Source organism: Enterobacter sp. LU1, assembly GCF_008271405.2.
In the GTDB taxonomy this organism is placed as follows: domain Bacteria; phylum Pseudomonadota; class Gammaproteobacteria; order Enterobacterales; family Enterobacteriaceae; genus Enterobacter; species Enterobacter hormaechei_C.
The window spans coordinates 4,301,814-4,327,598 of the sequence record NZ_CP043438.2 but is presented as its reverse complement, the minus strand read 5'-3'; the positions used below and the strand labels follow the sequence as shown (position 1 = coordinate 4,327,598).

Sequence of the window (25,785 nt, the reverse complement as noted above, 5' to 3'; positions counted from 1 at the left end):
CGTGCGTCCCGCTTTAGTTGTGTCTAATGGGTGATCTGCTTTTCATGCAACGGAGCATTGCGGGCCTGGCGTCCCATCACCAACACCGCGATACCCCCCGCGACGCATAACGCCGCCAGAGGAAGCATGGCCAGCGTGTGGCTACCCGTCCGTTCGTTGATAACACCGTAAGCGTTGACCATCACCGCGCCGCCGATAAGGTTAGCGATGGCGCCAATTGCAGCCAGCCCCGCAGCCGCCGACGTGCTGCTCATCCAGCCTGACGCCAGCGCCCAGAAAGGCCCCTTCATTGAATACGCCCCTATCAGCATGATGCTCAGGATAACAATGGTGGCGGAAAGAGAGACGCTGACAAAGGCGGCAAATACGCCTGCGGCAATCATGAAAAGGGTCAGAGCGGTATGCCAGCGGCGTTCATTGGTTCGGTCAGAACTGCGTCCCCACACAATCATCAGTACGGATGCCAGACCGTAAGGAATGGCATTGAACAGACCCGTCTCCAGATTATCAAGGTGGAACGATTTCAGCAGCTGCGGTGACCAGACGCTGATGGTGGTGCCCGCTGATGACGCGCCTGCGTAAATCAGCGCCAGCAGCCAGATTTGACGATGCCTGAGCAGCTGCCATGTCGTCTGGTGTCCGATATTTTTTTGCTGTTGACGCTCGGTTTCAAGCGTCGTTTCCAGCCACTTTTTCTGTTCCGCGTTAAGCCAGTTAGCCTGGTGCGGACGATCGCGAAGAACAAACCAGGCGGCAATACCCAGCAGGACGGCGGGTAAACCTTCAATGATAAACAGCAGATGCCAGCCGCGCAGACCCAGCCATCCATCCAGCGACAGAATCAATCCGGACAGCGGCGAGCCGATAAAATTGGCCAGCGGGATCGCGACCATAAAGGACGCGATAATTCGCGCACGGTAGCGGGAAGGGATCCACCAGGTCAGAAAGAGTACGACGCCGGGGAAGAAGCCCGCCTCAGCAGCACCCAGCAGAAAACGCACGATATAAAGCGACGTCGTGTTTTGTACCAGTGCCATACACATGGACACCACCCCCCAGCTGATCATAATGCGGGGGATCCACAGACGTGCGCCAACTTTCTGCATTGCCAGATTGCTTGGAACTTCAAACAGAAAATACGCCACGAAATAGAGGCTACTGGCGAAGCCAAACGCCGCTTTGCTGAGACCGAGATCCTCATTCATCTGTAGCGAAGCCATGCCGATATTGCCGCGATCGATAATAGAGACCAGATAACTGACTATCAGAAACGGGAGGATACGCCAGATCACCTTGCGCATAGTCTCTCTTTCTATGTCCTCAGTGGCGGCAGCGCCATTACGAATATGTTCTGTCATGTGTTCCTCGCAGGGTCTGTTCTTTGTTTTATCAGGTACAACTCGGTTTTATTAAACAAAACCACTATAGCGTCGGCGCCTTCTTTTTATCCAGTTAATGGAAGGTTTAAATGATGTAAATAAGACGTGACTCACAGTTAACGGGCTTTACGTCATGAGCCGAAACGACAGATGCGCCACCCCCCGTTGTGAGGTAAAGTACACACCTTGCGCAGCCACAGAGCTGCGGTTTTGTGGGGTATAGGCGAATAACACGTCCCCCCATTCTCACTTCTGGTTTACGCCAGCCTGCATGGTGTTGTGGTTTGTTTTCTTAAAAGGGTTGTCTATGTCTGCTGCTCATCTCGGTTTCCCGACGGAAACCGTTGTTGTCTTCGTGGTGATGGCCGTTGGGGCGATGTTTATCGACCTCTTCATGCACCGTCACGATAAACCGATCTCGCTGAAAAGCGCGGTCATGTGGTCCATCTTCTGGGTCATGATGGCGATGGCCTTCGCCGGATTCTTATACGTGCACCACGGCGCGGAGATGGCCAGTCTGTTCCTGACCGGCTATGCGCTGGAAGAGGTGCTCTCCGTCGACAACCTGTTTGTGATGATGGCGATCTTCGCCTGGTTTGGCGTGCCGGATAGATATCGTCACCGCGTGCTCTACTGGGGCGTGCTCGGGGCGATTGTGTTCCGTGGTATTTTTGTTGCCATTGGCACCAGCCTGCTGAGCCTGGGACCGTATGTTGAGGTCATTTTTGCGCTGGTCGTCGGCTGGACGGCGGTGATGATGCTGAAACGCAATGAAGAGAGCGATGAAGTAGAAGATTACTCCAACCATCTGGCGTACCGCCTGGTGAAACGCTTCTACCCGGTGTGGCCAAAAATCAGCAGCCATGCGTTTATCCTGACCCAGAAAGAGGTGGATGCCGAACTGGAGAAACCTGAAAACAAGGATGTGATGGTAGGCCGCGTGAAGAAGGCGAAGCGCTACGCGACGCCGCTGCTGCTCTGCGTCGCGGTGGTGGAGCTGTCCGACGTGATGTTCGCCTTCGATTCCGTACCCGCAATCATTGCCGTCAGCCGTGAGCCGCTGATCATCTACAGCGCAATGATGTTCGCGATCCTCGGCCTGCGTACCCTCTACTTCGTGCTGGAAGCGCTGAAGCAGTATCTGGTGCATCTGGAGAAAGCGGTGGTGTTACTGCTGTTCTTCGTGGCGTTCAAGCTGGGGCTGAATGCGACCGACCACTTCTGGCATCACGGTTATAACATCGGCGCCACGGCAAGCCTGTTTGTGGTGCTGGGGGTACTGGCGCTGGGGATTATTGCGAGCGTGATGTTCCCGGGAAAACGTGAGGCCTGATGTACCGCCCGGTGGCGCTTCGCTTACCGGGCCTACGACTGGGATGTAGGCCGGGTAAGGCGTAGCCGCCACCCGGCAAAAGGCTACTTTATTGGTGAATTTCGGCGCTTGCTCGGATGATGAAAATGCCGCCAGTGTGGATCCTGCGCCGCCGCCAGCAACTCGTGGTCGCCACGCGTGTCGCCCCAGGCGCGCAGGTGATACGCGTTCAAATCCCCATACACCTTCTCCAGCCTCGCCACCTTCTGGGCACAACGGCAGTTGTGGCCGGTGATCCGCCCGGTCAGCTTGCCGTCTTTCACTTCCAGCTGCGTGCCAATCAGCTTAATGCCGAGCTTATCGGCCCACGGCTGCAATACCAGCGCCGGGGAAGCAGAGCAAATCGTCACTTCCGCACCGGAATTGACCTCGTTGGCGACGGCCAGCACACCTTCCGGGCGCATCAGCTTGTTCCAGTATTTTTCACAGAAGGCTTCCGCCTGCTGACGTAACCAGTGCTCATCCACCCCCGTCAGGAAGGTTTTGATCAACACCTCTTTCAGCTCATCTCGCGTCAGCTTGCGGCGCACACAGTGCAGCGTAGGCAGGGCCATGCGCACCAGTCGGCCAGCAAAGTAGCGCTTGCCAAAGGCAAAGCGCAGGAACGGGATAAAACTGTCGTGGTGCGTCAACGTACCATCAAAGTCAAAGACAGAGAGCACGCTGGACTTCGCCACGGCTTCGTCGGCAATCATATTGGTCATAAATACGTCTTAGCTGAAATACACATTCTGTTCACTAGTTTACCTGCTTTACCTTCACAGTCCTTATATCAGGTCGCATTTTTTCCTGAACCTGTGGCCTGACGGGTCAAACAATGTCATCCACCACGCCGCCGTCAACGCGCAGCGCCGCGCCGGAAGTCGCGGAGGCCTGCATGGAACAGACATATACCACCATATTTGCCACTTCTTCCACCGTGGCGGCGCGCTGGATCACCGAGCTGGGGCGATTCGCCATCACGAACTCTTTCGCCAGCTGTTCCAGCGATTTACCGGTTCTTTCGATCTCGTCTTTCATCATCGCGGCAAAACCGTCCGACATTGTCGGGCCCGGCAGCACGCTGTTCACCGTCACGCCACTGCCTGCCACGAACTTCGCCAGACCGCGCGCCAGCGAGAGCTGGGCGGTTTTTGTCACGCCATAGTGGATCATATCCGCAGGAATATTGCAGGCCGATTCTGACGAGATAAACACTACCCGACCCCAGCCCTTTTGTACCATGCCGGGCAGCAGGGCACGGGAGAGGCGCACGCCGGACATCACGTTGGTCTGCCAGTAGCGTTCCCAGGTCTCGTCGTCGGTGGAATAAAAATCCTGCTGGCCATAGATCCCGGCGTTATTCACCAGAATATCGACGTGCGAGGCGACCCTGAGCAGTTCGTCAACGCCCTCCTGCGAGCTCAGATCGGCGATGGCGGCACGGACCTGTACGCCAGGCACCACCTGCTGTAGCGCCTGAATGCCTTTGTTCACCGAGTCGACGCTGCGTCCGTTCACGATCACTTCCGCACCGCTCTCCGCCAGCCCGCGGGCGATGGCAAACCCAATACCGCCGGTGGACGCGGTCACCAGCGCCACTTTCCCCGTTAAATCAATTTTCATCATTTGCTCCTTGTCATCTTATGGTTCAAAACTTAAAGCGTAGCAGTTGACGATGACGGCTCCTGTTTAAAAAGGCGCAACAGCGTCTCAACCTGCTCGTCCAGCGGGCTGAGGGAGCGTTTGACGATGAGGTGCAGCGGCGTGGCGCGACGTACGCCGTGGCTGAGCGGCAGCGTTTTAAGGATGCCCTGCTGGAGCGGGGTCTGAATGCGTTCTTCCGGTAACCAGCCGTATCCAACCTGATACATCACCGCTTCGATCGCGGCATCGATGGTGGAGAATGTCCACGACTCCCCGGTGGGGTGAGCGGTGGGCTGGCTGTCTGCGATCTGAATGCGCGGCCACGGTCGTAGCATCTCGTCGTTAAGCGGTGTATCCAGCGCAAACAGCGGGTGCGCGTGATGCGCGACGGCAACAAAATCGATATTCATCAGCCATTCGCCCAGGCCGGTAATGTCCTGGCGGCGGGTTAAGACCATCACGTCGGCTTCATCATTGAGCGCATCCGCGCGGCTGTTTTCCAGCACCTCGGTAAGCCGCACCTGCGTTTGCGGGTACAGCTGCTGAAACTGGCGCAAAATCGCGAACAGCCGGCTGCGCGGAAAAATACTGTCTACCATCAGGTCGATACGGGTTCGCATCCCGCTGCGCAGGGTCGCAGCGCGCGTTTCAACATAGGCGAAGGCTTTCAGCAGCGGTTTAACCTGATTCAGCAACAGCTCACCCGCCGGTGTCAGCACGGCACGCCGTCCCTCTGTCATCAGGAGCGCCACGCCCAGCCGCTCCTGCAACAGCGACAGGTTATAGCTGACCGAGGACTGGCTGCGGTGGGTCTCTTCCGCCGCCTTAGCGAAGCTGCCAGCCTCGATGACTCTCTCCAGCAAGGCCCACTGTTCGAGCGTCGTCTTGTGCATAATTAATCTAAATTTTGGATGAATTTGATTCAAGCATAGCGTTATTTATTCATTTTTTGAAGGGGTACGATCGTCTCATCAAAACAAAGGAGACATCGTATGAGCACCTTCGATAAACATGATTTAAGCGGCTTCGTCGGCAAACATCTTGTATATACCTACGATAATGGCTGGAATTACGAAATTTACGTTAAAAACGAAAACACCCTGGACTACCGTATTCACAGCGGTCTGGTGGGCAACCGTTGGGTGAAAGATCAGCAGGCCTACATTGTTCGCGTTGGGGAGAGCATCTATAAAATTTCCTGGACGGAGCCAACCGGTACCGACGTGAGCCTGATCGTGAACCTGGGAGACAGCCTGTTCCACGGCACCATCTTCTTCCCGCGCTGGGTCATGAATAATCCGGAAAAAACCGTCTGCTTCCAGAACGATCACATTCCACTGATGAATAACTACCGTGATGCCGGGCCAGCGTATCCAACCGAAGTGATTGATGAATTTGCCACCATCACCTTCGTGCGCGACTGCGGTGCGAATGACGACAGCGTTATTGCGTGCGCGGCCAGCGAGTTGCCAAAAAACTTTCCTGATAATTTAAAATAAGCGCGACAATTAACTAAAAAGAAAAGTTCCCGACTCATTTCATATTTATTGGAAATGGTCGGGGATTTTTTTATTTGTTGATGTTTGGTTTAGATAATTGACTTTAATACGGTGAGCGGAATCACATAATAAATAATTCATAATTACTTAACCTATTGTTTAATAATAAATTTATATCAATTCATTCCTCCTTTTTATCACCATCTTAATTTTTCCCTAAGAAATGAACGTTACCTTGAGATGAGTTTATGGTTCGTTGAAATAAACGCATCGGCATTTGGTTAATATCAAAAAGTTGCCATGCATAACTCAAGGAAATTAATAATGCGTGATTTTTTGCCTTTTTCCCGGCCCTCAATGGGCGCGGAGGAAATCGCCGCGGTCCAGGAGGTAGTAACCTCCGGCTGGATCACCACCGGGCCGAAAAATCAGATGCTTGAAGAGGCGTTCTGTACGCTGACGGGAAACCGTCATGCGATTGCCGTCTCCTCTGCCACGGCGGGGATGCACGTCACCCTGATGGCGATGGGGATTGGTCCCGGCGATGAGGTGATTACGCCCTCCCTGACCTGGGTATCGACGCTGAATATGATCGTGCTGCTGGGTGCCATACCGGTGATGATCGACGTCGACAGAGACACGCTGATGGTGACGCCTGAAGCGGTCGACGCCGCCGTTACGCCTCGCACCAAAGCCATTGTGCCGGTTCATTATGCGGGTGCGCCGTGCGATATTGACGCCATCCGCGCCGTCGGTGAACGTCACGGTATTCCTGTCATTGAAGACGCGGCCCATGCCGCCGGAACGTACTACCACAGCCGTCATGTGGGCTGGCGGGGCACCGCAATTTTCTCCTTCCACGCCATCAAAAACATGACCTGCGCCGAAGGTGGGCTGGTGGTGACGGATGACGAGCAGCTGGCGCAAAACATCCGTAGCCTGAAGTTCCACGGTCTGGGCGTTGATGCCTATGACCGCCAGACCCATGGCCGCGCGCCGCAGGCCGAGGTCATCACCCCGGGTTTTAAATACAACCTCGCGGATATCAACGCCGCGCTGGCGCTGGTGCAGCTCGGCAAGCTGGGCGAAGCCAACAGGCGCCGTCGCGACATTGCCGACCGCTATCGGCTTGAACTCTCGGATACCCCTTTCCAGCCGCTGCGCATTCCGTCCTGGCCGCATCTGCACGCCTGGCACCTGTTTATCATTCGCGTGGATGAGGCCCGGTGCGGCCTCTCGCGTGATGCCCTGATGGCCGCGCTGAAGGAGCAGGGCATCGGTACGGGCCTGCATTTCCGTGCGGCACATACGCAAAAATACTACCGCGAGCGTTTCCCTGATGTGTCGCTTCCGAACTCTGAATGGAACAGCGCGCGTATTTGTTCTCTCCCTCTTTTCCCGGACATGACCCATGACGACACAACCCGCGTCATTACCGCGCTCCATCAGCTTGCAGGACATTGATATGTTCAGTGCGCCGCCTGTACAAAAAGTTTCCGTGGTGATCCCGGTCTATAACGAGCAGGAGAGCCTGCCGGAACTGATCCGCCGCACGACTGCCGCCTGCGAGACGCTCGGCAAAGCTTATGAAATTCTGCTGGTGGACGACGGCAGCAGCGACGACTCCGCGCGGATGCTGACCGACGCCGCGCAAGCGGAGGGCAGCCACATTGTTGCCGTACTGCTCAACCGTAACTACGGCCAGCACTCGGCAATTATGGCCGGGTTCAGCCACGTTACGGGCGATCTGGTGATCACCCTGGATGCTGATCTGCAAAACCCGCCGGAAGAGATCCCGCGTCTGGTCGCCAAAGCCGACGAAGGCTACGACGTGGTCGGCACCGTGCGGCAAAACCGCCAGGACAGCCTGTTCCGTAAGCTGGCGTCTCGCACCATCAACCGTCTGATCCAGCGCACCACCGGTAAAGCGATGGGCGACTACGGCTGCATGCTGCGCGCCTATCGCCGCCACATCGTCGACGCCATGCTGCACTGCCACGAGCGCAGCACCTTCATTCCGATTCTGGCGAACACCTTTGCCCGTAAAGCGACGGAGATCCCGGTGCTGCACGCCGAGCGCGAGCACGGGGAGTCAAAATACAGCTTCATGCGTCTGATCAACCTGATGTACGACCTGATCACCTGCCTGACCACCACGCCGCTGCGCCTGTTGAGCGTGTTCGGCAGCGTTATCGCGCTGGCCGGGTTTGCGCTTTCCGTTCTGCTGGTCGTTCTGCGGCTGGTCTTTGGTCCCCAGTGGGCGGCGGAAGGGGTCTTTATGCTGTTTGCCGTGCTGTTCACGTTCATTGGCGCCCAGTTCATCGGTATGGGTCTGCTGGGTGAGTACATTGGCCGTATTTACAACGATGTTCGCGCGCGTCCGCGCTATTTTATTCAACGTGTTGTCCGTCAGGAGCACCTGGCATCTCAGGAGGAAAACCACCCATGAAAACCGTCGTCTTTGCCTATCACGATATGGGTTGCACGGGCACGCAAGCCTTGCTGGACGCAGGCTTCGACATTACCGCCATCTTCACCCATCCGGATGTTGCCGGGGAAAACCACTTCTTCGGCTCGGTGGCGCGTATTGCGGCTGAACACGGTATTCCGGTTTACGCCCCGGACGATGTGAACCATCCGCTGTGGGTGGATCGCATTCAGAAACTCGCGCCGGACGTGATTTTCTCTTTCTACTACCGCAATCTGCTTTGCGACGACATCCTGAGCGTGGCGACAAAAGGCGCATTTAACCTGCACGGCTCGCTGCTGCCTGCCTACCGTGGCCGTGCGCCGCTGAACTGGGCGCTGGTTAACGGTGAAACGGAAACCGGCGTAACGCTGCACAAAATGGTACGCCGTGCCGATGCGGGCGGTATCGTGGCACAGCTGAAAGTGGGCATTGGCGCTGATGAAACGGCGCTGGAGCTGCACCACAAGCTCTGCATCGCCGCGCAAAGCCTGCTTCGCGACGCGCTGCCGACGATCCGTCAGGGGACTTTTACCGAAACCGCGCAGGACGAAAGCAAGGCAAGCAGTTTTGGTCGCCGCACGCCGGAGGACGGGCGACTGGACTGGGCGAAACCGGCGCGTCAGCTGCATAACCTGGTGCGCGCCGTGACCGACCCGTGGCCGGGCGCGTACAGCTTCGCCGGGGTCAGTAAATTTATCGTCTGGAAATCCCGCGTGCGTGAGGACATTCCGGCGGCAAAACCGGGCACCGTCATCTCCGTCTCTCCGCTGATTGTGAGCTGCGGCGAGCAGGCGCTGGAGATCGTCACCGGACAAACGGATAACGGGCTGTACGTGCAGGGGGCGCAGCTGGCGCAGTCTCTTGGGCTGGTGGCGGGGGCGCTGATCACCAGCGCGCCGGTGGTGGCGATCAAACGCCGCACGCGCGTCTTAATCCTCGGCGTGAACGGGTTTATCGGTAACCATCTGACCGAACGGCTGCTGGAAGACGACAATTACGAGATCTACGGTCTCGATATCGGATCCGATGCGATCGGTCGATTCCTCACTAATCCCCGTTTCCACTTCGTTGAAGGGGACATCAGCATCCATTCCGAATGGATCGAGTACCACATCAAAAAATGTGACGTGGTGCTGCCGCTGGTGGCGATTGCCACCCCGATTGAATACACCCGTAACCCGCTGCGCGTGTTCGAACTCGATTTCGAAGAGAACCTGAAGATTATCCGCGACTGCGTGAAATACGATAAGCGCATCATCTTCCCGTCGACGTCGGAAGTGTACGGCATGTGTACCGACAATAACTTCGATGAAGACACCTCCAGTCTGGTGGTCGGGCCGATTAACAAGCAGCGCTGGATCTACTCCGTCTCCAAGCAGCTGCTGGATCGCGTGATTTGGGCCTACGGCGAGAAAGAGGGGCTACGCTTTACCCTGTTCCGTCCGTTTAACTGGATGGGGCCGCGCCTGGACAACCTGAACGCCGCGCGTATCGGCAGCTCCCGCGCCATCACCCAGCTGATCCTCAACCTGGTGGAAGGTTCGCCCATTAAGCTGATTGAAGGTGGCAAACAGAAACGTTGCTTCACCGATATCAGCGACGGTATTGAAGCGCTGTTCCGCATCATCGAAAACAAAGACGGCCGCTGTAACGGAGAGATCATCAACATCGGTAACCCGGACAACGAAGCGAGCATCCGCGAGCTGGCGGAAATGCTGCTGGCAAGCTTTGAACGTCACCCGCTGCGCAGCCAGTTCCCGCCGTTTGCCGGTTTCCGCGAAGTGGAGAGCAGCAGCTACTACGGCAAGGGTTATCAGGACGTTGAGCACCGCAAGCCGAGCATCCGCAATGCGAAGCGCTGCCTGAACTGGACGCCGACGGTGAAGATGGAGCAGACCATTGATGAAACGCTCGACTTCTTCCTGCGCACCGTGGAGCTGTCGGAACAGGCATCATGAAAAAGGTCGGTTTACGCATTGACGTCGACACCTTTCGCGGCACGCGCGAGGGTGTGCCGCGGCTGCTGGAGTTGCTGAGCAAACACAACGTGCGCGCGACGCTTTTCTTCAGCGTCGGGCCAGACAATATGGGGCGTCACCTGTGGCGCCTGGTTAAACCGGCCTTTCTGTACAAAATGCTGCGCTCGCGCGCGGCATCGCTCTACGGCTGGGATATCCTGCTGGCCGGAACCGCATGGCCCGGCAGGCGCATCGGCGCGGAAAATGAAACGATCATCTGCAAGGCCGCGCAGCATCATGAAGTGGGGCTGCACGCCTGGGATCACCATGCCTGGCAGGCCTGGGCGGGCGTGTGGGATATCCCCCGCCTGGCGCGTGAGGTTGAGCGCGGCGTGCTGGAGCTGGAAGCCATTACCGGCCAGCCTGTGCGCTGTTCCGCCGTGGCGGGATGGCGGGCCGACCAGCGCGTGGTGAAGGCCAAAGAGCGCTTTGCCTTTCGCTACAACAGCGATTGCCGGGGCACCGGACCGTTTTTACCGCTGCTGGGGGAAAACCGAACCGGCACGGTGCAGATTCCGGTCACCCTTCCGACGTGGGATGAAGTGGTCGGGCGCGAGGTGAGTGCCGACAGGTTCAACCGTTACATTCTGGATGCGATGCACCGCGATGCCGGTACGCCGGTTTATACCATCCATGCCGAAGTGGAAGGCATTGCGTATCAGCAGGATTTTGACGCGTTGCTTGCGCTGGCGGCGCAGGAGGGCATTCAGTTCTGCCCGTTAAGCCAGCTGTTGCCGGAGGATCCTGGCACGCTGCCCCTGGGAAAAATCGTCCGTCGTGAAATGGCTGGCCGGGAAGGCTGGCTTGGCTATCAACAAACCGTGAGCCCGGCACTATGAAAACAGCCCGCTATGGCCTGACGCTTCTCGCCCTGTTTGTCGTTTACTACCTCCTTCCGGTCAACCTTCGCCTGTTATGGCAGCCAGATGAGACGCGCTATGCGGAAATCAGCCGCGAAATGCTGGCCTCCGGCGATTGGGTGGTCCCGCATTTCCTCGGGCTGCGTTACTTTGAAAAACCCATTGCCGGTTACTGGGTGAACAGCATCGGGCAATGGCTATTTGGACACACCAATTTTGCCGTTCGCGCGGGGGCGATATTCTGCACCGGGCTGACGGCGCTGCTGGTGATCTGGCTGGCCTGGCGTCTCTGGCAGGATAAGCGGGTGGCGATCTTCTCCGGCCTGATCTTCTTAACCCTGTTCCTGGTCTATGGCATCGGCACCTACGCCGTGCTGGATCCCATTATCACCCTCTGGCTGGTGGCGGCTATGTGCAGCTTCTGGCTGGCTTCGCAGGCGAAAACGATAGCCGGAAAAGCGGGGGGCTACATTCTGCTGGGGCTGGCCTGCGGCATGGGCGTCATGACCAAAGGCTTCCTGGCGCTGGCGGTACCGGTGATTGGCGTGCTGCCGTGGGTGATTGCGCAACGACGCTGGAAGGAGGTGCTGGTTTTCGGCTGGCTGGCGATCCTCAGCTGCGTACTTATCGTCCTGCCCTGGGGGCTGGCAATCGCTCAGCGTGAACCCGATTTCTGGCGTTACTTCTTCTGGGTGGAGCATATCCAGCGCTTTGCCCGGAGCGATGCCCAGCATAAAGCGCCGTTCTGGTACTATCTGCCGTTCCTCATCGCGGGAAGTCTGCCGTGGCTGGCGATGCTGCCGGGCTCGCTGCGCCTGGGATGGCGAGACAGAGAAAACGAGAGGGCGGGGCTTTATCTGCTGGGCTGGATAGTGATGCCGCTGCTGTTCTTCAGCATCGCCAAAGGCAAGCTGCCGACCTATATCCTGCCGTGCTTTGCGCCGCTGGCGATCCTGATGGCGCGCTACGCCTGCACCGTCGCCGAAAAAGCGTTACGTATTAACGGTGGGATCAATATCGCGTTTGGCGTGCTTGGCATGCTGGCGGCGCTGGTGGTATCGCCATGGGGGCTTGCTAAACATCCGGTCTGGACACCGGTCGAATTGTACAAAGTCTTCTGTGCCGTGGTGGCGTTTCTGGTCTGGGCCTCGGTGGGCTGGTTTACCCTTAAAAATCCGCAGCGCTGGTGGCTGGCGGCGCTTTGCCCTGCCGGGCTGGCCCTGCTGGTGGGTTTTGCGATCCCGGACCGGGTAGTGGATTCCAAACAGCCGCAGTCGCTGGTGGATTCCGTTCGCGAGCCATTGCAGATGAGTAAATTCGTCCTGGCGAACAACGTTGGTATAGCCTCCGGGCTGGCGTGGGAGCTTCAGCGTAATGACATCATTTTGTATGGGCAGAGCGGTGAGCTGAAATACGGCCTGGATTATCCGGACGCTAAGGGGCGTTTTGTGAGCAAAGATGATATCGCGCACTGGCTTGAAGCGCATCGTCAGCAGGGACCGGTGTCGCTGGTGATCCTGCTGTCGAAAAACGACGACCTGGCCCGCGCCGGGCTGCCAAAACCGGACAACCTGACGATTCAGGGGCGTCTGGCTTACCTGCAATATCTGCCGCAGTGATGGCCTGGATCTGGCTGGTGCTGGCAAGCCTGTTGAGCTGCGCAGGTCAACTGTGCCAGAAACAGGCGACCCGGGCAGGCGGCGGTCAGCAGGTCGCCCTGTGGCTTGGGCTGGCCCTGCTGATGCTGGGTGGCGGGATGGTTGCCTGGCTGGTGGTATTGCAGCATCTGCCCGTCGGGGTGGCGTACCCCATGCTGAGCCTTAACTTTGTCTGGGTAACGCTGGCGGCAAAAATCGTCTGGCATGAGCCTGTCCCGCTACGTCACTGGCTGGGCGTCGGGTTGATTATCGTCGGGGTTATTTTGCTGGGAGGAAGCCTGTGAACGGTACGTGTTGGGCGTTATGCAGCGTAGTGTTAGTCAGCGTGGCGCAGCTGCTGCTGCGTCATGCGATGGTAACGCTGCCCCCGATGGGCGACGCTTTCTGGGCAGCCCTCTGGCATATAGCCCCCGGTACGGGCGCGCTGATGCTGGGGCTGACAGGCTATTGCGCCTCAATGGGCTGCTGGTATCTGGCATTGCATCGTATGGCGCTCAGCAAAGCGTATGCCTTGCTGAGCCTCAGTTACATCCTGGTGTGGAGTGCTGCAATTTTACTGCCCGGCTGGGGAGAATACTTTTCCTGGCGCGGGCTGGCGGGCGTCGGCTTGATTATACTCGGTGTGCTGGTCATTTTTATGCCGCAGAAATACCGGAGTAAGTAACCGCTTCCGCCGTTAAGGTGAAAGGCGTAGTGGTACAGACCGCCAGGCTCAGCGAGCCGAAGCGTAGCTGACTGACCGGGAGGGCCTGGGCGGTGCTGTCAATACTGACAATCTGCCACGCGCTGCCGCCACGCTGTTTGACGATCGCCTCTTTGCGCGTCCAGATGCGCCAGAATGCGGAAAGCTGCTCTTCCGGCGCTTCACGTTCCAGCTCGTCATGTTCGGTGAGGCTGAAAACGGCATTCGCCAGCGCCTGCCAGTTTTCCCGCGGGCGGATCACTTCGATATCGCAGCCCACTTCACCTTCATCGCTCATCAGCAGGGCAATGTCGTCCCCGCTGTGGCTCAGGTTAAACCACAGAGGATGGCCGTTAGCGAAGGCCGGTTTTCCCTGCTCGCCGTAAATTATCTCGGGAAGCGGTGAGGGGGATAAGGTTCTGGCGAGCAGCGTCCGGCCTGCAAGCCAGGAAGCGTGTCGTGCACCCTGAGGTGCCATGTCTGCGAGCGTTGACGCCAGCGGGTCCGCGCTAAGGGTGGAGATCTTTCCCAGTACAAACTGGTACATAGTTACGCCCAGCGTTTAATGATTATCGAGGTATTGATGCCGCCAAAGGCAAAGTTATTGCTCTGAATAAATTCGCAATCAATCGGGCGGGTTTCCCCCATAATATAATCTAAAGCGCCGCATTGCTCATCCGGTTGTCTTAAATTGAGCGTTGGCGTGAACCAGCCCTCCCGCATCATGTGCAGACTCAGCAAGGCTTCCAGCGCGCCGCAGGCACCCAGGGTATGGCCGAAATAACTCTTTAAGGAAGAGATGGGCACGCTGTCGCCGAAAATGGCGGCGGTCGCCTGACTTTCGGCGATATCCCCGCGATCGGTTGCCGTGCCGTGGGCAGAAATGTAGCCAATCTCCTGAGGGCCAAGGCCCGCCATCGCCAGCGACTGCGCCATACACACCTGCATGGTTTCACGCTGGGGCTGGGTGATGTGCGCCGCATCGCAGTTGGTGGCAAAGCCCACGATCTCGCCATAGATTGTCGCCCCGCGCGCTCTGGCGTGATCCAGCGCTTCCAGCACCAGCGTGCCCGCCCCTTCGCCAATCACCAGGCCATCGCGCTGAACGTCAAACGGCGACGGCGTGGTTTTTGGCGCGTCGTTACGCTGGCTTGTGGCAAACAGGGTATCGAAAACCGCCGCTTCCGACGGGCACAGCTCTTCCGCGCCGCCTGCCACCATCACCGTCTGGTAGCCGTGACGAATCGCTTCCCAGGCGTAGCCAATCGCCTGGCTGCCAGAGGTACAGGCGCTCGAGGTGGGGATCACCCGTCCGCGCAGGCCAAAGAACAGCCCGGTATTCACCGCCGTGGTGTGCGGCATCATCTGCACGTAGGTGGTGCCGGTGATGTTGTGGGTGTGCTTTTCGGTGAGCATAGAGGCAAACTCGCTGACCGGCCCGGTGCTGCCGGTCGACGAGCCGTAGGCGATGCCGGTCTGACCGTTGGTCAGCACCGCGTCGTCGATCAGTCCCGCCTGCTCCAGCGCCAGCTCGGTGGCGCGGGTAGAGAGCAGCGACACCCGGCCCATGGCGCGAATGCGCTTACGGGTATAGTGAGCGGGGAGAGTGAAATCTTCAATCGGCGCGGCGAGCAGGGTTTGCAGGCCGTCATACGCCTGCCACTCCGTCATGGTACGCACCGCATTTTCATACTCGCGCAGACGGCGCGAGATGGTCGGCCAGTCCTCGCCGAACGCGGTGACGCCGCCCATGCCCGTAATCACTACCCGGCGGGTCATAGCATGCCTCCGTTAATCGAAATCACCTGACGCGTCACATAGCCTGCTTTATCCGACATCAGGTAACTCGCCAGCCCGGCGACCTCCTCGGCCTGGCCCATACGCTGCATCGGGATCATCGACATCGCCGCGTGCAGTGCGGCTTCGTCCATCTCGATCATGCCGGTATCGATCAGCCCCGGCGCGATGCAGTTGACGGTGATTTTGCGTTTTGCCAGCTCGGTGGCGAGCGCTTTGGTGGCGCCGATGATCCCGGCTTTCGCCGCGCTGTAGTTCACCTGCCCACGGTTGCCCATAATGCCTGACACCGACGACAGGGTGATGATCCGCCCGCCCTTGCGGGTGCCGATCATCGGCATAATGCAGGGATGAATGACGTTATAAAAACTGTCGAGATTGGTGTGGATCACGCTGTCCCAGTCATCGTCGCTGAGCGCCGGAAAAGCACCGTCGCGGGTAATACCGGCGTTACTGACCACGCCATACCACGCGCCGTGGTCAGCGATCTCCTGTTCCAGCACCGTGCGGCACTGCTCGCGGTTGCCCACGTCGAAGGTGAGTAAACGGCCCGCGCCGCCTGCCTGGACAATCGCTTCCAGCGTCTCCTGCGCGCCCGCTTCATCACGATGGTAATGCACGCCGACGGTGAAACCGTCCGCCGCAAGCTGAAGGGCGATAGCGCGGCCAATGCCTTTGCTGGCGCCAGTGACCAGTACGGATCTCATGATGGTGTTCCCTGGTTGAAAAGTGTGGTTAATTCATCCTCGCTCGGCTGGAAGGTGTTCACGCGGCCCGTGGCGAGGGAGACATTATCCGCATGAATGGCGCACTCGAAGCTGCCAAAGCGTTCATCCTGCATCAGACGTTCGATGGTGATGGTCAGCGTGCAGCCTGCGGCAAAATGCCCTGCGTCGCACACCAGCTCGCGCGCGCCCAGCACCATGCCCAGCGCACAGTGCGGCAGCCCTTTTTGCATCCGGTGCCATTCAGACCAGACGCCCACGGTCTGGGCCATCAGCTCCAGCGCAAACCAGCCAGGCAGGTTGCCGTCCGCGTCCAGGAACGGAGCCAGAACGCCCCGATCGTTCACCGTCACGCTGCAAACGGCGCGGTCATCGGTGACGTTTTCCACACTCTCAAGCAGCAGCATCGGCGTGTCGTGAGGAAGATAATCCCCGGGAGGTAAGTAGCGCATCATACCCTCCCCAGCAGAAGGCTGGCGTTGTTGCCGCCAAACGCAAAGGAGTTTGACAGGATCGCCGGTTTATTCAGCGGTGCGCTCTGGTGCAGCAGGCCGAAGGCGGGCAGGGTGTCGTCTGGCGCGTAGCGGGAAAAATCCTGCGGCGGCAGCGGCAGATCTCGGGTCAGGATCAGCCAGCTCAGGGCGGCCTCGGTGATCCCCGCTGCGCCCAGCGTGTGGCCGGTAAGATGTTTCGTGGAGCTGCACGGCACGCGGTCGCCAAAGAGATCGTGGATCACCTGCGCCTCAATGCGATCGTTCAGCGGCGTGGCGGTGCCGTGCAGGTTGATATAGCCGACGTCCGCCGCCGTCATGCCCGCCTCGTTCAGCGCCTGGTTGATGGCGCGGATCGCACCTTCGCCCTGCGGATGCGGGGCGGAAATATGGTACGCATCGCTGGATTCCCCCGCGCCCAGGAGCGCAACCTCGCCCGGCTCGCGGGTCAGCACCATCAGTGCCGCCGCTTCGCCAATGGTGATCCCCCGACGGTGGCGGCCAAACGGTTCGCACAGGGTTGGGGAGAAGGACTCCAGGCTGTTGAAGCCGTTGACCGGCATGCGGCTCAGGCTGTCGGCCCCGCCGACGATGGCGACGTCCACCAGCCCGGCGTCAATCAGGCGACGACCGCTGACGATCGCCCGCGCGCTGGAGGAGCAGGCGGTTGAGATGGTATACGCCGGGCCGTCCAGCGCAAGCCAGCGGGCGAGAAAGCGCGACGGATCGCCCAGCTCCTGCTGCGGATATTGCCACTGCGGGCTGCTCTCGCCGTTTTGCGCGCGGCGCACGTACTCATCACCCTCGTCCAGCCCGGAGGTGCTGGTGCCCAGCACAACCGCCACGCGGTCGCGCCCTACGCGCGCAATGGCCGCATCGACGGCGGGCCGGATTTGCGCCAGCGCCGCCAGCAGCAGCTGGTTGTTACGGCTGCGATGGGCGGAAAAAGACTCGGGGACAGGGGGTAGTTCACCCTCCACACCTCCCAGCACGGCCTCGGGTAAGCCCTGTAGCCAGCCCGCACGCTGGCGCATCCCGGGGGCCACGCCAGCGATCAGGTTTGCCGCTATTTCATCAGCCGAGTTGCCGAGCGCGTTGACCATGCCAACGGCAGAAAGGTAAATCATCTCAGTCACCCAGATATTGAATGGTGATGTGGTAGTGAAAAGCGTGCTGCACAATGCTAATCGGTTCGCGCCTGCCGTTACGGTTCAGGTAGACAATTTCCGTGACCAGTTTGCCCTCGGGGTTGCGCAGTTCGCGTCTGGTGTCAGTATCGTTCAGCGTCCAGCCTTTCGGCAACTGCGGCTGCCAGGCGCTGAGTGGCCAGTGGCTCAGCATCACGTCGGCCAGCACCTGGCTGGCTGGCGGCAGCTGCGGCATCACAACCGACTGTTCGGTGTGGATCCCGGTGTTGTCGTAGGTGGCGAGGAACAGGCGGATCCCGACGGAAGAGAGGCCGGCAAGCGTCACTTTATTTCCGTCGGCGTTCAGCATCACCAGCAGCGACTGGGTCTGGCCTTTAAAACTGCCGGTAAGCAACTGCTGCGCGCGGATGGCAGGCGTGATGCCCGGCGGGGGCAGCGTGACGCGGGTGCCGGGCTGGAGCCAGGCCTGAGGGCGCGCGTCATCGCGGTTCGTCGTATGGCTACACCCCGCCAGCAACAGGGCCATCATCACTGCCGCCAGGCGAATGAAACGGGTCATGGTAAGTTCTCTTTGTTAGACGGCATCGCCAGCGGGGCGAGCAGGAACGCGGTGAAGATACCGCTCACCAGCACAATGCCAAAGCTGCTGATGGCCTGAGTGGTGCTGAACACCAGCATCCCCAGCGTCAGCAGGGTAGTCATCATGGCGAGGGTAATCGCCAGCATGGAGGTCAGCGGCGTGCCGCGCGGGTTGCTGAAAAACAGCGTGTAGTTAATGCCAATGCCGAGGACCAGCACCAGCGCCAGCAGGGAAAACAGGTTCACCGGATGGCCCGTCACGGCCAGCGCCGCCAGCCCGCCGCCCAGCGACAGCACGGACGGCACCAGCGCCACCAGCCCTTTTCGCCAGCCGAGGCGTAGCATCGCGCCGCAGGCAATCACCGCCAGCGCCACGCCCAGCAGCCCCGTCAGCAGCGAGCGGTAGAGCGCAAACAGGCTGTCGAAGCTGGCCTTACGGTCAACCCAGACGACCCCGGGATGGCGGGCGGCCAGCTCACCGAGCGCGGCGCTGTTTCTGACGCCATCGACCGGGACCAGCACACCGCTTTTGCCGTCCGGCAACGTCAGCCACAGCAAACGCCAGCCCTCGCTGGCCGGGCTGGCGAGCCATGCTTCCACGCTGACAGGCATGGCGTTCAGGTTCGGTGGGACGGCGTTCAGCCCCGTGCTTTGCAGCATTTTCATCACCGTCGGTGCGGCGTTACGCAGAAGATGCAGATCGCTGTTCTGCCGCGCCAGCGAGTTCAGCGGCAGGGTGCGCCAGCGGGTTAATTCACCGGCTTTTTGCGCCTGCGCCAGCGCCGGGGTAAACGCCTCCAGCCGCTCCAGCGTTTCCTGAGCCGACGCGCCGTACACCACGAACCACTTCTGATCGACATTTTGCCCGGTCAGGGCGGTGATGGTTTTTTCCTGCGCCAGAATGTCCTGCGGCAGCGCCTGAAGCCGGGCGATATCGTCATCCACCCGCAGGCTGGCGATCCCGATGGCGGAGAGCAGCGCCAGCGCTACCGGCAGCCCGACAGAGAGGGGTTTACTGTCGCGCCAGGCGTTCAGCCAGCGCTGCATCATCCCTCTCAGGGGGACCGGGCGGACCGGCATGCCCCGACATAACCACGGATGCCAGAACATTACCGTCAGGCACGAGGCGCTCAACCCTGCGGCGGCGAACACCGCCATCTGACGAATGCCGGGGAAGGGGGCCAGCATCATGAAGAGATACGCCACGACGGTGGTCAGCAGCGCCAGCAGCAGCGCGTTACGTACTTTCGCCAGGCTTTGCCAGGGCGAGTGTTCCGCGCCGTGCACCATCCGCTCCGTGAGGTAGTAAATCGTATAGTCCGCCGAGATGCCGATGATGCTCATGCTCATCACCAGCGTCATCAGGTGCAGTTCACCGAACAGCAGCAGCGTCACGACCGTCCCCGCCAGCGCGCCGATGGCAATGGAGAGCAGGCTCAGCAGCAGCGGACGCACGGAGCGAAACACCGACACAATCAGCAGGATCACCCCGAGCACCGTGGCGACGCCAAGCGTGGAAATATCGTTTTTAGCCTGTTGGCTGGCGTAATCGCTGTAGAACACCGTCCCGCGCGAGAGCAGCTGCGCCTGTGGATACTGGCTTTTCAGCGTCTGCTGCAACGCGTTAAGGGTGGTCACCAGCTGGTGGGTTTGCTGCATATCAAACGATGAGCCCGCCAGCTCGCCGTGCAGCAGATACCAGTAGTTCCCGGCCGCATCTTTTGTCACCAGCCAGCCGTCCATCAGCTGCATCTTCTGGCTGTTTTTCGCCAGCGCGAGCTGCGCGCCGCGCATCAGCATCAGCGGATCGTTTTGCAGCTCCTTGCCGCTCACGCCGGAAAAGGCGGAGTAGAGCTGGGACAGGATCCACTGGGCCTGTGCTTGACCGCCGTTTTGCAGGCGGGCGCGGGTGGCCGGATCGACCAGGCCATTGCGGTGTTGCCAGAAGAAATCTCCCCAGGCCTGTTGCCCGGCGGCATCCAGCGGACCTTTTACGACACTCAGCGCCTGGCTGCGTTGCAGCAGGGTTAACCACTGCTGCGCCACGCGCGGGTCCGGCTGTTTGCCGGGGCTGACCAGCCAGATGAGCTGGCGGTCGAGGCGCTGCATAAATCCGTCGTTGAGAGCGGGAGGGATCGCGCCGAGCGTCTGTTTCGGCAGCATGGCGAGCACGCTGCTGTTCAGCCGCGCGCCGGGCAGCAGCGACAGCAGCACGCCCAGCAGGATCAGGCATACCGCGGCCCACAGCAGCGCCGGGCGCAGGGCGTTACGGTGCGGCAAAGCGCTGGCGTTCTGCATCGGTCAGGCGGGCGGGCGTCAGTTGGTGGCGGGAGAGGGCGATATCCGTCGTGTCGCCCTGCTTATCGTTCAGGCGAATGGATTCCAGATAGATCGCGCCCTTCAAATCAAGGGTAGAGAAAATCTTGTCCAGCGGCGTGGTGACGGGCGTCAGCACCAGCGACCAGCGGCCTTCGCCCAGGTCTTTGAAATCGACGCGGAAGTTCTCTTCCAGCACCTTGCGGTCGGCCTCGAACAGCGCCCGCAGCAGATGGTTGAACTGGAACATCTGCGGGTTAGTGTCGGCGGTAATGGTCTGCGGCGACTGACCGTTGACGATCTGCACCATCCGTTTGTCATCCAGCAGCAGCGTCATCGGGAACGGCGCTTTTTGATCCCACAGCAGGCCATTGTCACGGGCGATCAGCATCTCCCCCTGCGAGCGCAGGGGCTGAGGCATGTCCTTGATCGTGCGGGTCTGTTCGAAGTGTGCGCGTACCACTGGTTGCTCCGCAAACCGCTGTTGCAGTTCATCCAGCGTGATCGCGTTCACCAGCGGGCTTACCAGCAGCGCGAGTAGCGTTATCCATTTCATGGCGCGATCCCCATGCGTTCGAACAGAATGGCCGGGCTGACAAAGCACATCTCCCGGCTTGCTTCTTCCACCGCCACCTGAATCGTGTAGCCGGTGGTGGTGCGTTTCCCGGTTTGCGCGTCGAAGATTTGATAGGCGATGCGCAGACGGTTTTCAACCTCTTCAATGTGGGCGCGGACGCGAATGCGCTGCTCGAAGGTCACCGCGTCGCGGTATTTCACCCGGGTATCCACCACCGGCCAGACGTAGCCGGACGCTTTCATCTGGCGATAGCCGTAATCAAACTGGTTGAGCAGCGCTTCGCGGGCAATCTCAAAGTAGCGGAAGTAGTTGCCGTGCCACACCACGCCCATCATATCGACGTCGTGGAACGGAACGGTGATTTCAACTTCAGCCGTAAAGCGGGGATCGGTCAGCACCCTTTACTCCTTCTCGTTGACCTCTGGCAGCTGCCAGAAATCGAAAAAATTAAACCAGTCGAGCGGCGACAAGAGCGCGTAATGCTCCAGCCGCTGCGCATAGCGGTCGACGGTCTGCTGTAGCGCCTGCTGGCGTTCGCCGCGCGGCAGCAGCAGCGGGTCGGCAAACGGCTCGCAGTGCAGGGTCAGCTTTCCCTGCTGACAGAGGGCAAAAATCAGCACCACCGGGCAGCGCAAAATGGACGCCAGGATAAACGGCCCCTGCGGGAACGGCGCGGGCTGGCCCATAAATTCGCTCCATATCACCCGCCAGCTACCGCCGCGCTGCGGGGTGACGGCGATGCGATCGCCCACGATCGCCACCCATTCGCCGCGATCCAGCTTCTCTTTAATGAGGATCGCAGTCTCCGGGCCAATGTCGGTGACCGGCATCAGGTGAATGCCCGCCTGCGGCGCCATCTCCTCCATCACCTGCTTAAAACGTCTGGCGTTGTCGCTAAAGACCAGCGCGTTGATGGTTTTTGCCCCTTCGCGCTGGGCCAGCGCCCGGCAGGCTTCCACATCGCCAAGATGCGACGCGAGCAGCAGTTTGCCCTGAGGATCGTCGAGCCCCAGCGCCTCCTGCGCGCCTGGCGCAAAGACCAGATCGCGATGGAGTTTCATTTCGCCGCGCCAGCTGGCCACTTTATTCAGCATGGCATGACCGAAGCGCAGGAAGTGGGAAAAACTGTTAAGCCGCGCGAGGGGCGGCATTTGCCGCTGTGCCATCACCGTTTTAACCCGCGCCAGCCACTGCTGCGACGCCTGACGCGCAGAGCGGGCGGTCAGCCAGTAGACGGCGGTAACCGGCCACAGCAGGGCGGTAAACGCCTTACGCCCCAGCAACTGCCAGACGCGCAGCATCAGGCGCATGCCCCATAATCCTTTTACCTCCTGCTGCTGCGCCCAGTGCTGCGAGCGGCGACGCATCAGCAGGGAAGGAATGCGCGGCAGCATGCCGAGAAACAGACGGGTATGCATCAACGAGATGCGCACGTTGTCTTTCAGGGCATCGAAATGGGATACCCCGTCCGGCGGATAGGTTACGCGGGTGGGCAGAAAATAGCTGGTGTTGCCCTGCCAGTAGAGGCGCACCATCACTTCGGTATCAAAATCCATTCGCCTGCCGAGCGGCGTGGTTGCTGCAAGGCGCAGAACCGGGGCTATCGGGTAAACGCGAAACCCGCACATACTGTCTTTCAGTTGCAGGGAGAGGGTTTCAATCCAGACCCAGACGTGCGTTATCCAGCGCCCGTACAGGCGCGAACGGGGGATTGAGTCATCGTAAACGGGCTGCCCGGAAATGAGCGCATCGGGATGACGCCCGGCCAGCGCCAGCAGTTTGGGAATGTCCTCGATAGCGTGCTGGCCGTCAGCGTCCACCTGAACGGCGTGGCTGAAGCCGCGATCGGCGCAGGCTTTCAGCCCCTGCATCACCGCCGCGCCTTTGCCGCTGTTTTCGGCCAGCCGCAGCAGTGTCATCTGCGGACGATCCGCCGCCAGCGCTTCAAGCGTGCGGCGCGTGGTTTCATCGCTGCCGTCGTCCACCACCAGACAGGGCAGATCGAAAGGCGCCAGGCGCGCCAGCACCGAAGCCATCATCGCCCCGTGGTTGTAGCAGGGGATCAGCACGCAGGGACGGAAGGTTACTGACATAAGCGAATCTTCCCGCTGCTGGCGGTGTGGCGCTCGTTACCCGCATGGCGCTGGTAGCTAAAGGTCAGCAACTGGCGTTCAGGCTGCCAGGCAAGGAGCAGCGTGACCGTGTTCTCCGGCAACAGCGGGGCGGCGAACTTCACGTTCTGAATACTGTGAAAACGGTAGCCCGACGCCAGCGCGGCGGCGTAATGCATCACCCAGTCGAGCTGCGCCACGCCCGGCAGCAGCGGCTGTACGGCGAAATGTCCCTTAAACCAGAGCAGGTCAGGATCAAGATAAAAGGTTATCTCCAGATGCTGTGGATCGGGCTGGAGGCGCCCGATTTCAGGGATCTTCATGAAACAACTCCTGTAGCTGCGCAGTCACGCGCTTGTTCATGCTGTTGACCGGGATTTCATCAACGATCCGCCAGTAGCGCGGTACGGCAACCGGTTCAAGCCAGGGGCGAAGGGCGCGTCGCCAGGCGAGCTCCTGCGCTGTTTTGCTCTGTTCGTGTTGCTGACGCACCGCTTCATTCAGCACCAGCAATACGCCAATGCCCTGACGCCCGCCGCGCGTCACCGTCAGCGCGGCGGCCTCGCGGATGCCGTCCAGCGCCAGCAGGCGGTGCTCAATGTCATCGAGTGAAATGCGCTTATCTTCAATTTTGACCACCCGACCACGACGCCCGACGAGGCTGAACTGCCCGTCAGCCGTGAAGTGCAGGATATCATCCAGCACGATTCCCTCCGCCTCGGGGATCAGCGGCGACGTCACGCGATCGCCGTGAAACGCCACGCCGGGGAAAGGCTGCCAGCGCGTGCTTTCCTCCTGACGGTAGCGCCAGGCCATTACGCCCGTTTCCGTGCTGCCGTATATTTCATCCGGCCAGACGTTGAGCCAGGCCTGAACCGCGGCGACCTCCTGCCAGGGCAGCGCGCCGCCGGCGGAGACGAGCAGGTTGACGGGGGGCGGCGTCAGCGACGCGTCCAGCCGCTTGAGAAACGCCGGACTGCTGATGAAAAGGTAGCGTTTATCGTCGGGAAGGGCAGAGAGCTGCTCGGCATAGTTGAGCAGGCTGGCATGCAGCGGCAGGCCGAGCGCCATGGGTAAGACAACACGAAACGTCAGGCCATACAGGTGGTGCAGCACCACGGAAGCCACGACGTGACAGCCCGCCAGACGCTCGCCAAAATGCGCCGCCAGCAGACGAGCCTCACGATCAAGGCTGACCACCGGCTTACTTACCCGCTGCGGCGTGCCGGTCGAGCCGGAGGTGTAAAGCTCGATCGTGCGCGTCTCACCGATGGCTGGCAGCGGTGAAAAGGGATGGCCTGCCCGCTGCGCGGAAGCCACCCGCAGCTGTCGCCCCTGAAAATCGAGCGTGGTGTCGCTCAGGACGCCGCTGAACAGCGCCCGCTGTTCGTTAAGCTGCGCCGCCCGGCTGTGCCCGGGGAGGACCGGCGTTTTACCCGCATGCAGCGTCGCCAGCAGCGCGACAATAAACAGATAACCGTTTTCGATGCACAACGCCCAGCGTTCGCCATCTTCACGACGCAGCGTGTCGACCAGCTGAGTGACGTCGTGGCGCAGATCGCCAAGCGTCCAGAGGCGGTCGTCCTGCCAGGCGACAGGGGTGTTGTCAGGGCGGGGCGCACTGAGCCACTGGCTAAGCGGAAGAGGGTTAAGCATCGTTTTTCATCACCCGTTGTCGCACCAGCCACTCGCCAGCCATCAGCGTGCCCATCAGGAGATAGGCAATCATCCCATTCCACAGCGTCCACAGACGGATATCGGCGTGTAATACGGTAAACAGCGCGATCGCCCCGTTGATAATAAAAAAGCCGCACCAGACCTGGGTAACCCGGCGCGTGTAACGTACCCCGACGGGGGAGAGATCCGGTTCACGCAGGCGCGCCAGCCGTTCAACGACAGGCATTGCCGTCCACAGCGAACCGCCAAACACCACCAGCATCACCAGATTCACCACCACCGGATATAACAGCACCCACTGGTGAGCGTGCAGGACGTAGCTCGCCGCGCAAAGCGCTATGCCGGCCAGCGCCACGCTCACGAACAGATAACGCAGGGGGCCGCCCTGCCGACGGGCCTGGCAGACGCGCAACAGCAGCACCAGCGCCATCACGGGCAGTATCCCGTGCAGGCTATTATTCGCCAGCCCGAAGCCGATCAAAAACGGCCATGCCAGCAGCATCAGCCCCGTCAGGGCGGGAAGAACTGGAATCGAACGCACGTTACGCGTCGCGCTGAAGCTGTTCCACAACGTCCACGACGTCCTGCACCGTGCGCACCGCTTTGAAGGTTTCGGGCTTGATTTTATGGCCCGTTTTCTTTTGCAGGTGCACCACCATATCGACGGCATCAATGCTGTCGAGGTCCAGATCCTCGTAAAGACGTGCCTCAGGGGTAATATCCTCTGGGGCGATTTCAAACAGCGTAATAAGAAGCGCAGAGACTTCCTGATAAATCGTTTGTTGTTCTGTCATAGCGGT

The 25,785-nt window shown here is 59.9% G+C and carries 27 protein-coding genes; 9 read left to right on the top strand and 18 right to left on the bottom strand.

The annotated features are described in order from the left end of the window. Window positions 1-23: 23 nt before the first annotated feature. Window positions 24-1,358: an MFS transporter gene (locus FZF21_RS20780; protein ID WP_047736860.1), complete on the bottom strand. Its 1,335-nt coding sequence runs from the start codon at window positions 1,356-1,358 to the stop codon at window positions 24-26. Between the two features lie 328 nt (window positions 1,359-1,686). Between FZF21_RS20780 and FZF21_RS20775 the strand changes: the two genes are divergently transcribed. Continuing rightward, window positions 1,687-2,712 carry a TerC/Alx family metal homeostasis membrane protein gene (locus FZF21_RS20775; RefSeq protein ID WP_015571505.1) on the top strand — a complete coding sequence of 342 codons (1,026 nt, stop codon included), beginning with the start codon at window positions 1,687-1,689 and terminating at the stop codon, window positions 2,710-2,712. Window positions 2,713-2,795: 83 nt separating this feature from the next. Here FZF21_RS20775 and FZF21_RS20770 read toward each other — a convergent pair whose 3' ends face one another. The 3 genes from FZF21_RS20770 to FZF21_RS20760 form a co-directional block, all read right to left on the bottom strand. Next, on the bottom strand, window positions 2,796-3,455 hold the full coding sequence (locus FZF21_RS20770) for an HAD family hydrolase (RefSeq protein ID WP_075208012.1): 660 nt from the start codon (window positions 3,453-3,455) through the stop codon (window positions 2,796-2,798). A 106-nt stretch (window positions 3,456-3,561) separates the two neighbouring features. Continuing rightward, window positions 3,562-4,356, bottom strand: a complete 795-nt coding sequence (locus FZF21_RS20765; protein ID WP_017384097.1) for an SDR family NAD(P)-dependent oxidoreductase — start codon at window positions 4,354-4,356, stop codon at window positions 3,562-3,564. Between the two features lie 32 nt (window positions 4,357-4,388). Beyond that, the gene (locus FZF21_RS20760; protein WP_032649778.1) at window positions 4,389-5,270 is read right to left on the bottom strand and encodes a LysR family transcriptional regulator; all 882 of its coding nucleotides are present in this window, start codon (window positions 5,268-5,270) and stop codon (window positions 4,389-4,391) included. 99 nt (window positions 5,271-5,369) lie between these two features. Between FZF21_RS20760 and FZF21_RS20755 the strand changes: the two genes are divergently transcribed. From FZF21_RS20755 to arnF, 8 genes are all read left to right on the top strand, one after another. Continuing rightward, entirely contained in the window at window positions 5,370-5,876 is a 507-nt protein-coding gene (locus tag FZF21_RS20755) for a phenolic acid decarboxylase (RefSeq protein ID WP_047736862.1), read from the top strand. 324 nt (window positions 5,877-6,200) lie between these two features. Next, window positions 6,201-7,340 (top strand): UDP-4-amino-4-deoxy-L-arabinose aminotransferase, encoded by a 1,140-nt coding sequence (gene arnB / locus FZF21_RS20750; protein ID WP_023304576.1) that lies wholly within the window; start codon window positions 6,201-6,203, stop codon window positions 7,338-7,340. A 1-nt stretch (window position 7,341) separates the two neighbouring features. After that, window positions 7,342-8,325: an undecaprenyl-phosphate 4-deoxy-4-formamido-L-arabinose transferase gene (gene arnC / locus FZF21_RS20745; RefSeq protein ID WP_017693824.1), complete on the top strand. Its 984-nt coding sequence runs from the start codon at window positions 7,342-7,344 to the stop codon at window positions 8,323-8,325. Beyond that, the gene (gene arnA, locus FZF21_RS20740) at window positions 8,322-10,304 is read left to right on the top strand and encodes a bifunctional UDP-4-amino-4-deoxy-L-arabinose formyltransferase/UDP-glucuronic acid oxidase ArnA (RefSeq protein WP_015571500.1); all 1,983 of its coding nucleotides are present in this window, start codon (window positions 8,322-8,324) and stop codon (window positions 10,302-10,304) included. Before arnC ends, arnA begins: the two co-directional genes overlap by 4 nt. Next, window positions 10,301-11,203, top strand: coding sequence for a 4-deoxy-4-formamido-L-arabinose-phosphoundecaprenol deformylase (gene arnD, locus FZF21_RS20735; RefSeq protein WP_045142170.1), 903 nt, complete (start codon window positions 10,301-10,303; stop codon window positions 11,201-11,203). Before arnA ends, arnD begins: the two co-directional genes overlap by 4 nt. Then, the gene (gene arnT / locus FZF21_RS20730; protein WP_015571498.1) at window positions 11,200-12,843 is read left to right on the top strand and encodes a lipid IV(A) 4-amino-4-deoxy-L-arabinosyltransferase; all 1,644 of its coding nucleotides are present in this window, start codon (window positions 11,200-11,202) and stop codon (window positions 12,841-12,843) included. Before arnD ends, arnT begins: the two co-directional genes overlap by 4 nt. Continuing rightward, window positions 12,843-13,166, top strand: coding sequence for a 4-amino-4-deoxy-L-arabinose-phosphoundecaprenol flippase subunit ArnE (arnE, locus tag FZF21_RS20725; protein ID WP_015571497.1), 324 nt, complete (start codon window positions 12,843-12,845; stop codon window positions 13,164-13,166). Before arnT ends, arnE begins: the two co-directional genes overlap by 1 nt. Next, window positions 13,163-13,546, top strand: coding sequence for a 4-amino-4-deoxy-L-arabinose-phosphoundecaprenol flippase subunit ArnF (gene arnF / locus FZF21_RS20720; protein ID WP_149121153.1), 384 nt, complete (start codon window positions 13,163-13,165; stop codon window positions 13,544-13,546). Before arnE ends, arnF begins: the two co-directional genes overlap by 4 nt. Here the strand turns inward: arnF and acpT are convergent. The 14 genes from acpT to FZF21_RS20650 are packed head-to-tail and all read right to left on the bottom strand — an operon-like array spanning window position 13,518 to window position 25,779. Further along, window positions 13,518-14,111 (bottom strand): 4'-phosphopantetheinyl transferase AcpT, encoded by a 594-nt coding sequence (acpT, locus tag FZF21_RS20715; protein ID WP_149121154.1) that lies wholly within the window; start codon window positions 14,109-14,111, stop codon window positions 13,518-13,520. The two genes, arnF and acpT, sit on opposite strands and share 29 nt — an antisense overlap. A gap of 2 nt (window positions 14,112-14,113) precedes the next feature. After that, window positions 14,114-15,343, bottom strand: a complete 1,230-nt coding sequence (locus FZF21_RS20710; protein ID WP_017384107.1) for a beta-ketoacyl-ACP synthase — start codon at window positions 15,341-15,343, stop codon at window positions 14,114-14,116. Next, on the bottom strand, window positions 15,340-16,071 hold the full coding sequence (locus FZF21_RS20705; protein ID WP_026094333.1) for a 3-ketoacyl-ACP reductase FabG2: 732 nt from the start codon (window positions 16,069-16,071) through the stop codon (window positions 15,340-15,342). The genes FZF21_RS20710 and FZF21_RS20705 overlap by 4 nt, the downstream gene beginning before the upstream one ends. After that, on the bottom strand, window positions 16,065-16,541 hold the full coding sequence (locus tag FZF21_RS20700; protein ID WP_094314641.1) for a 3-hydroxy-fatty acyl-ACP dehydratase: 477 nt from the start codon (window positions 16,539-16,541) through the stop codon (window positions 16,065-16,067). Before FZF21_RS20700 ends, FZF21_RS20705 begins: the two co-directional genes overlap by 7 nt. Next, entirely contained in the window at window positions 16,538-17,704 is a 1,167-nt protein-coding gene (locus FZF21_RS20695) for a beta-ketoacyl-[acyl-carrier-protein] synthase family protein (RefSeq protein ID WP_017384110.1), read from the bottom strand. Before FZF21_RS20695 ends, FZF21_RS20700 begins: the two co-directional genes overlap by 4 nt. A 1-nt stretch (window position 17,705) precedes the next feature. Further along, window positions 17,706-18,284 (bottom strand): DUF3261 domain-containing protein, encoded by a 579-nt coding sequence (locus FZF21_RS20690; RefSeq protein ID WP_149121155.1) that lies wholly within the window; start codon window positions 18,282-18,284, stop codon window positions 17,706-17,708. Then, complete coding sequence (locus tag FZF21_RS20685; protein ID WP_149121156.1) at window positions 18,281-20,602, bottom strand: MMPL family transporter; 2,322 nt, start codon at window positions 20,600-20,602, stop codon at window positions 18,281-18,283. The genes FZF21_RS20690 and FZF21_RS20685 overlap by 4 nt, the downstream gene beginning before the upstream one ends. Next, a complete protein-coding gene (locus FZF21_RS20680) occupies window positions 20,571-21,176 on the bottom strand; it encodes an outer membrane lipoprotein carrier protein LolA (protein ID WP_063931884.1) in 606 nt (201 codons plus the stop codon). Before FZF21_RS20680 ends, FZF21_RS20685 begins: the two co-directional genes overlap by 32 nt. Then, window positions 21,173-21,595: a thioesterase family protein gene (locus tag FZF21_RS20675; protein ID WP_006812302.1), complete on the bottom strand. Its 423-nt coding sequence runs from the start codon at window positions 21,593-21,595 to the stop codon at window positions 21,173-21,175. Before FZF21_RS20675 ends, FZF21_RS20680 begins: the two co-directional genes overlap by 4 nt. A gap of 3 nt (window positions 21,596-21,598) precedes the next feature. Continuing rightward, window positions 21,599-23,290, bottom strand: a complete 1,692-nt coding sequence (locus FZF21_RS20670) for a glycosyltransferase (RefSeq protein ID WP_149121157.1) — start codon at window positions 23,288-23,290, stop codon at window positions 21,599-21,601. Next, entirely contained in the window at window positions 23,281-23,631 is a 351-nt protein-coding gene (locus FZF21_RS20665; protein ID WP_017693835.1) for a hydroxymyristoyl-ACP dehydratase, read from the bottom strand. The genes FZF21_RS20670 and FZF21_RS20665 overlap by 10 nt, the downstream gene beginning before the upstream one ends. Then, the gene (locus FZF21_RS20660) at window positions 23,618-24,964 is read right to left on the bottom strand and encodes an AMP-binding protein (RefSeq protein WP_064489879.1); all 1,347 of its coding nucleotides are present in this window, start codon (window positions 24,962-24,964) and stop codon (window positions 23,618-23,620) included. The genes FZF21_RS20665 and FZF21_RS20660 overlap by 14 nt, the downstream gene beginning before the upstream one ends. Beyond that, entirely contained in the window at window positions 24,957-25,556 is a 600-nt protein-coding gene (locus tag FZF21_RS20655) for a hypothetical protein (RefSeq protein WP_017693837.1), read from the bottom strand. The genes FZF21_RS20660 and FZF21_RS20655 overlap by 8 nt, the downstream gene beginning before the upstream one ends. Further along, on the bottom strand, window positions 25,528-25,779 hold the full coding sequence (locus tag FZF21_RS20650; RefSeq protein WP_003861262.1) for an acyl carrier protein: 252 nt from the start codon (window positions 25,777-25,779) through the stop codon (window positions 25,528-25,530). Before FZF21_RS20650 ends, FZF21_RS20655 begins: the two co-directional genes overlap by 29 nt. Window positions 25,780-25,785 lie beyond the last annotated feature (6 nt).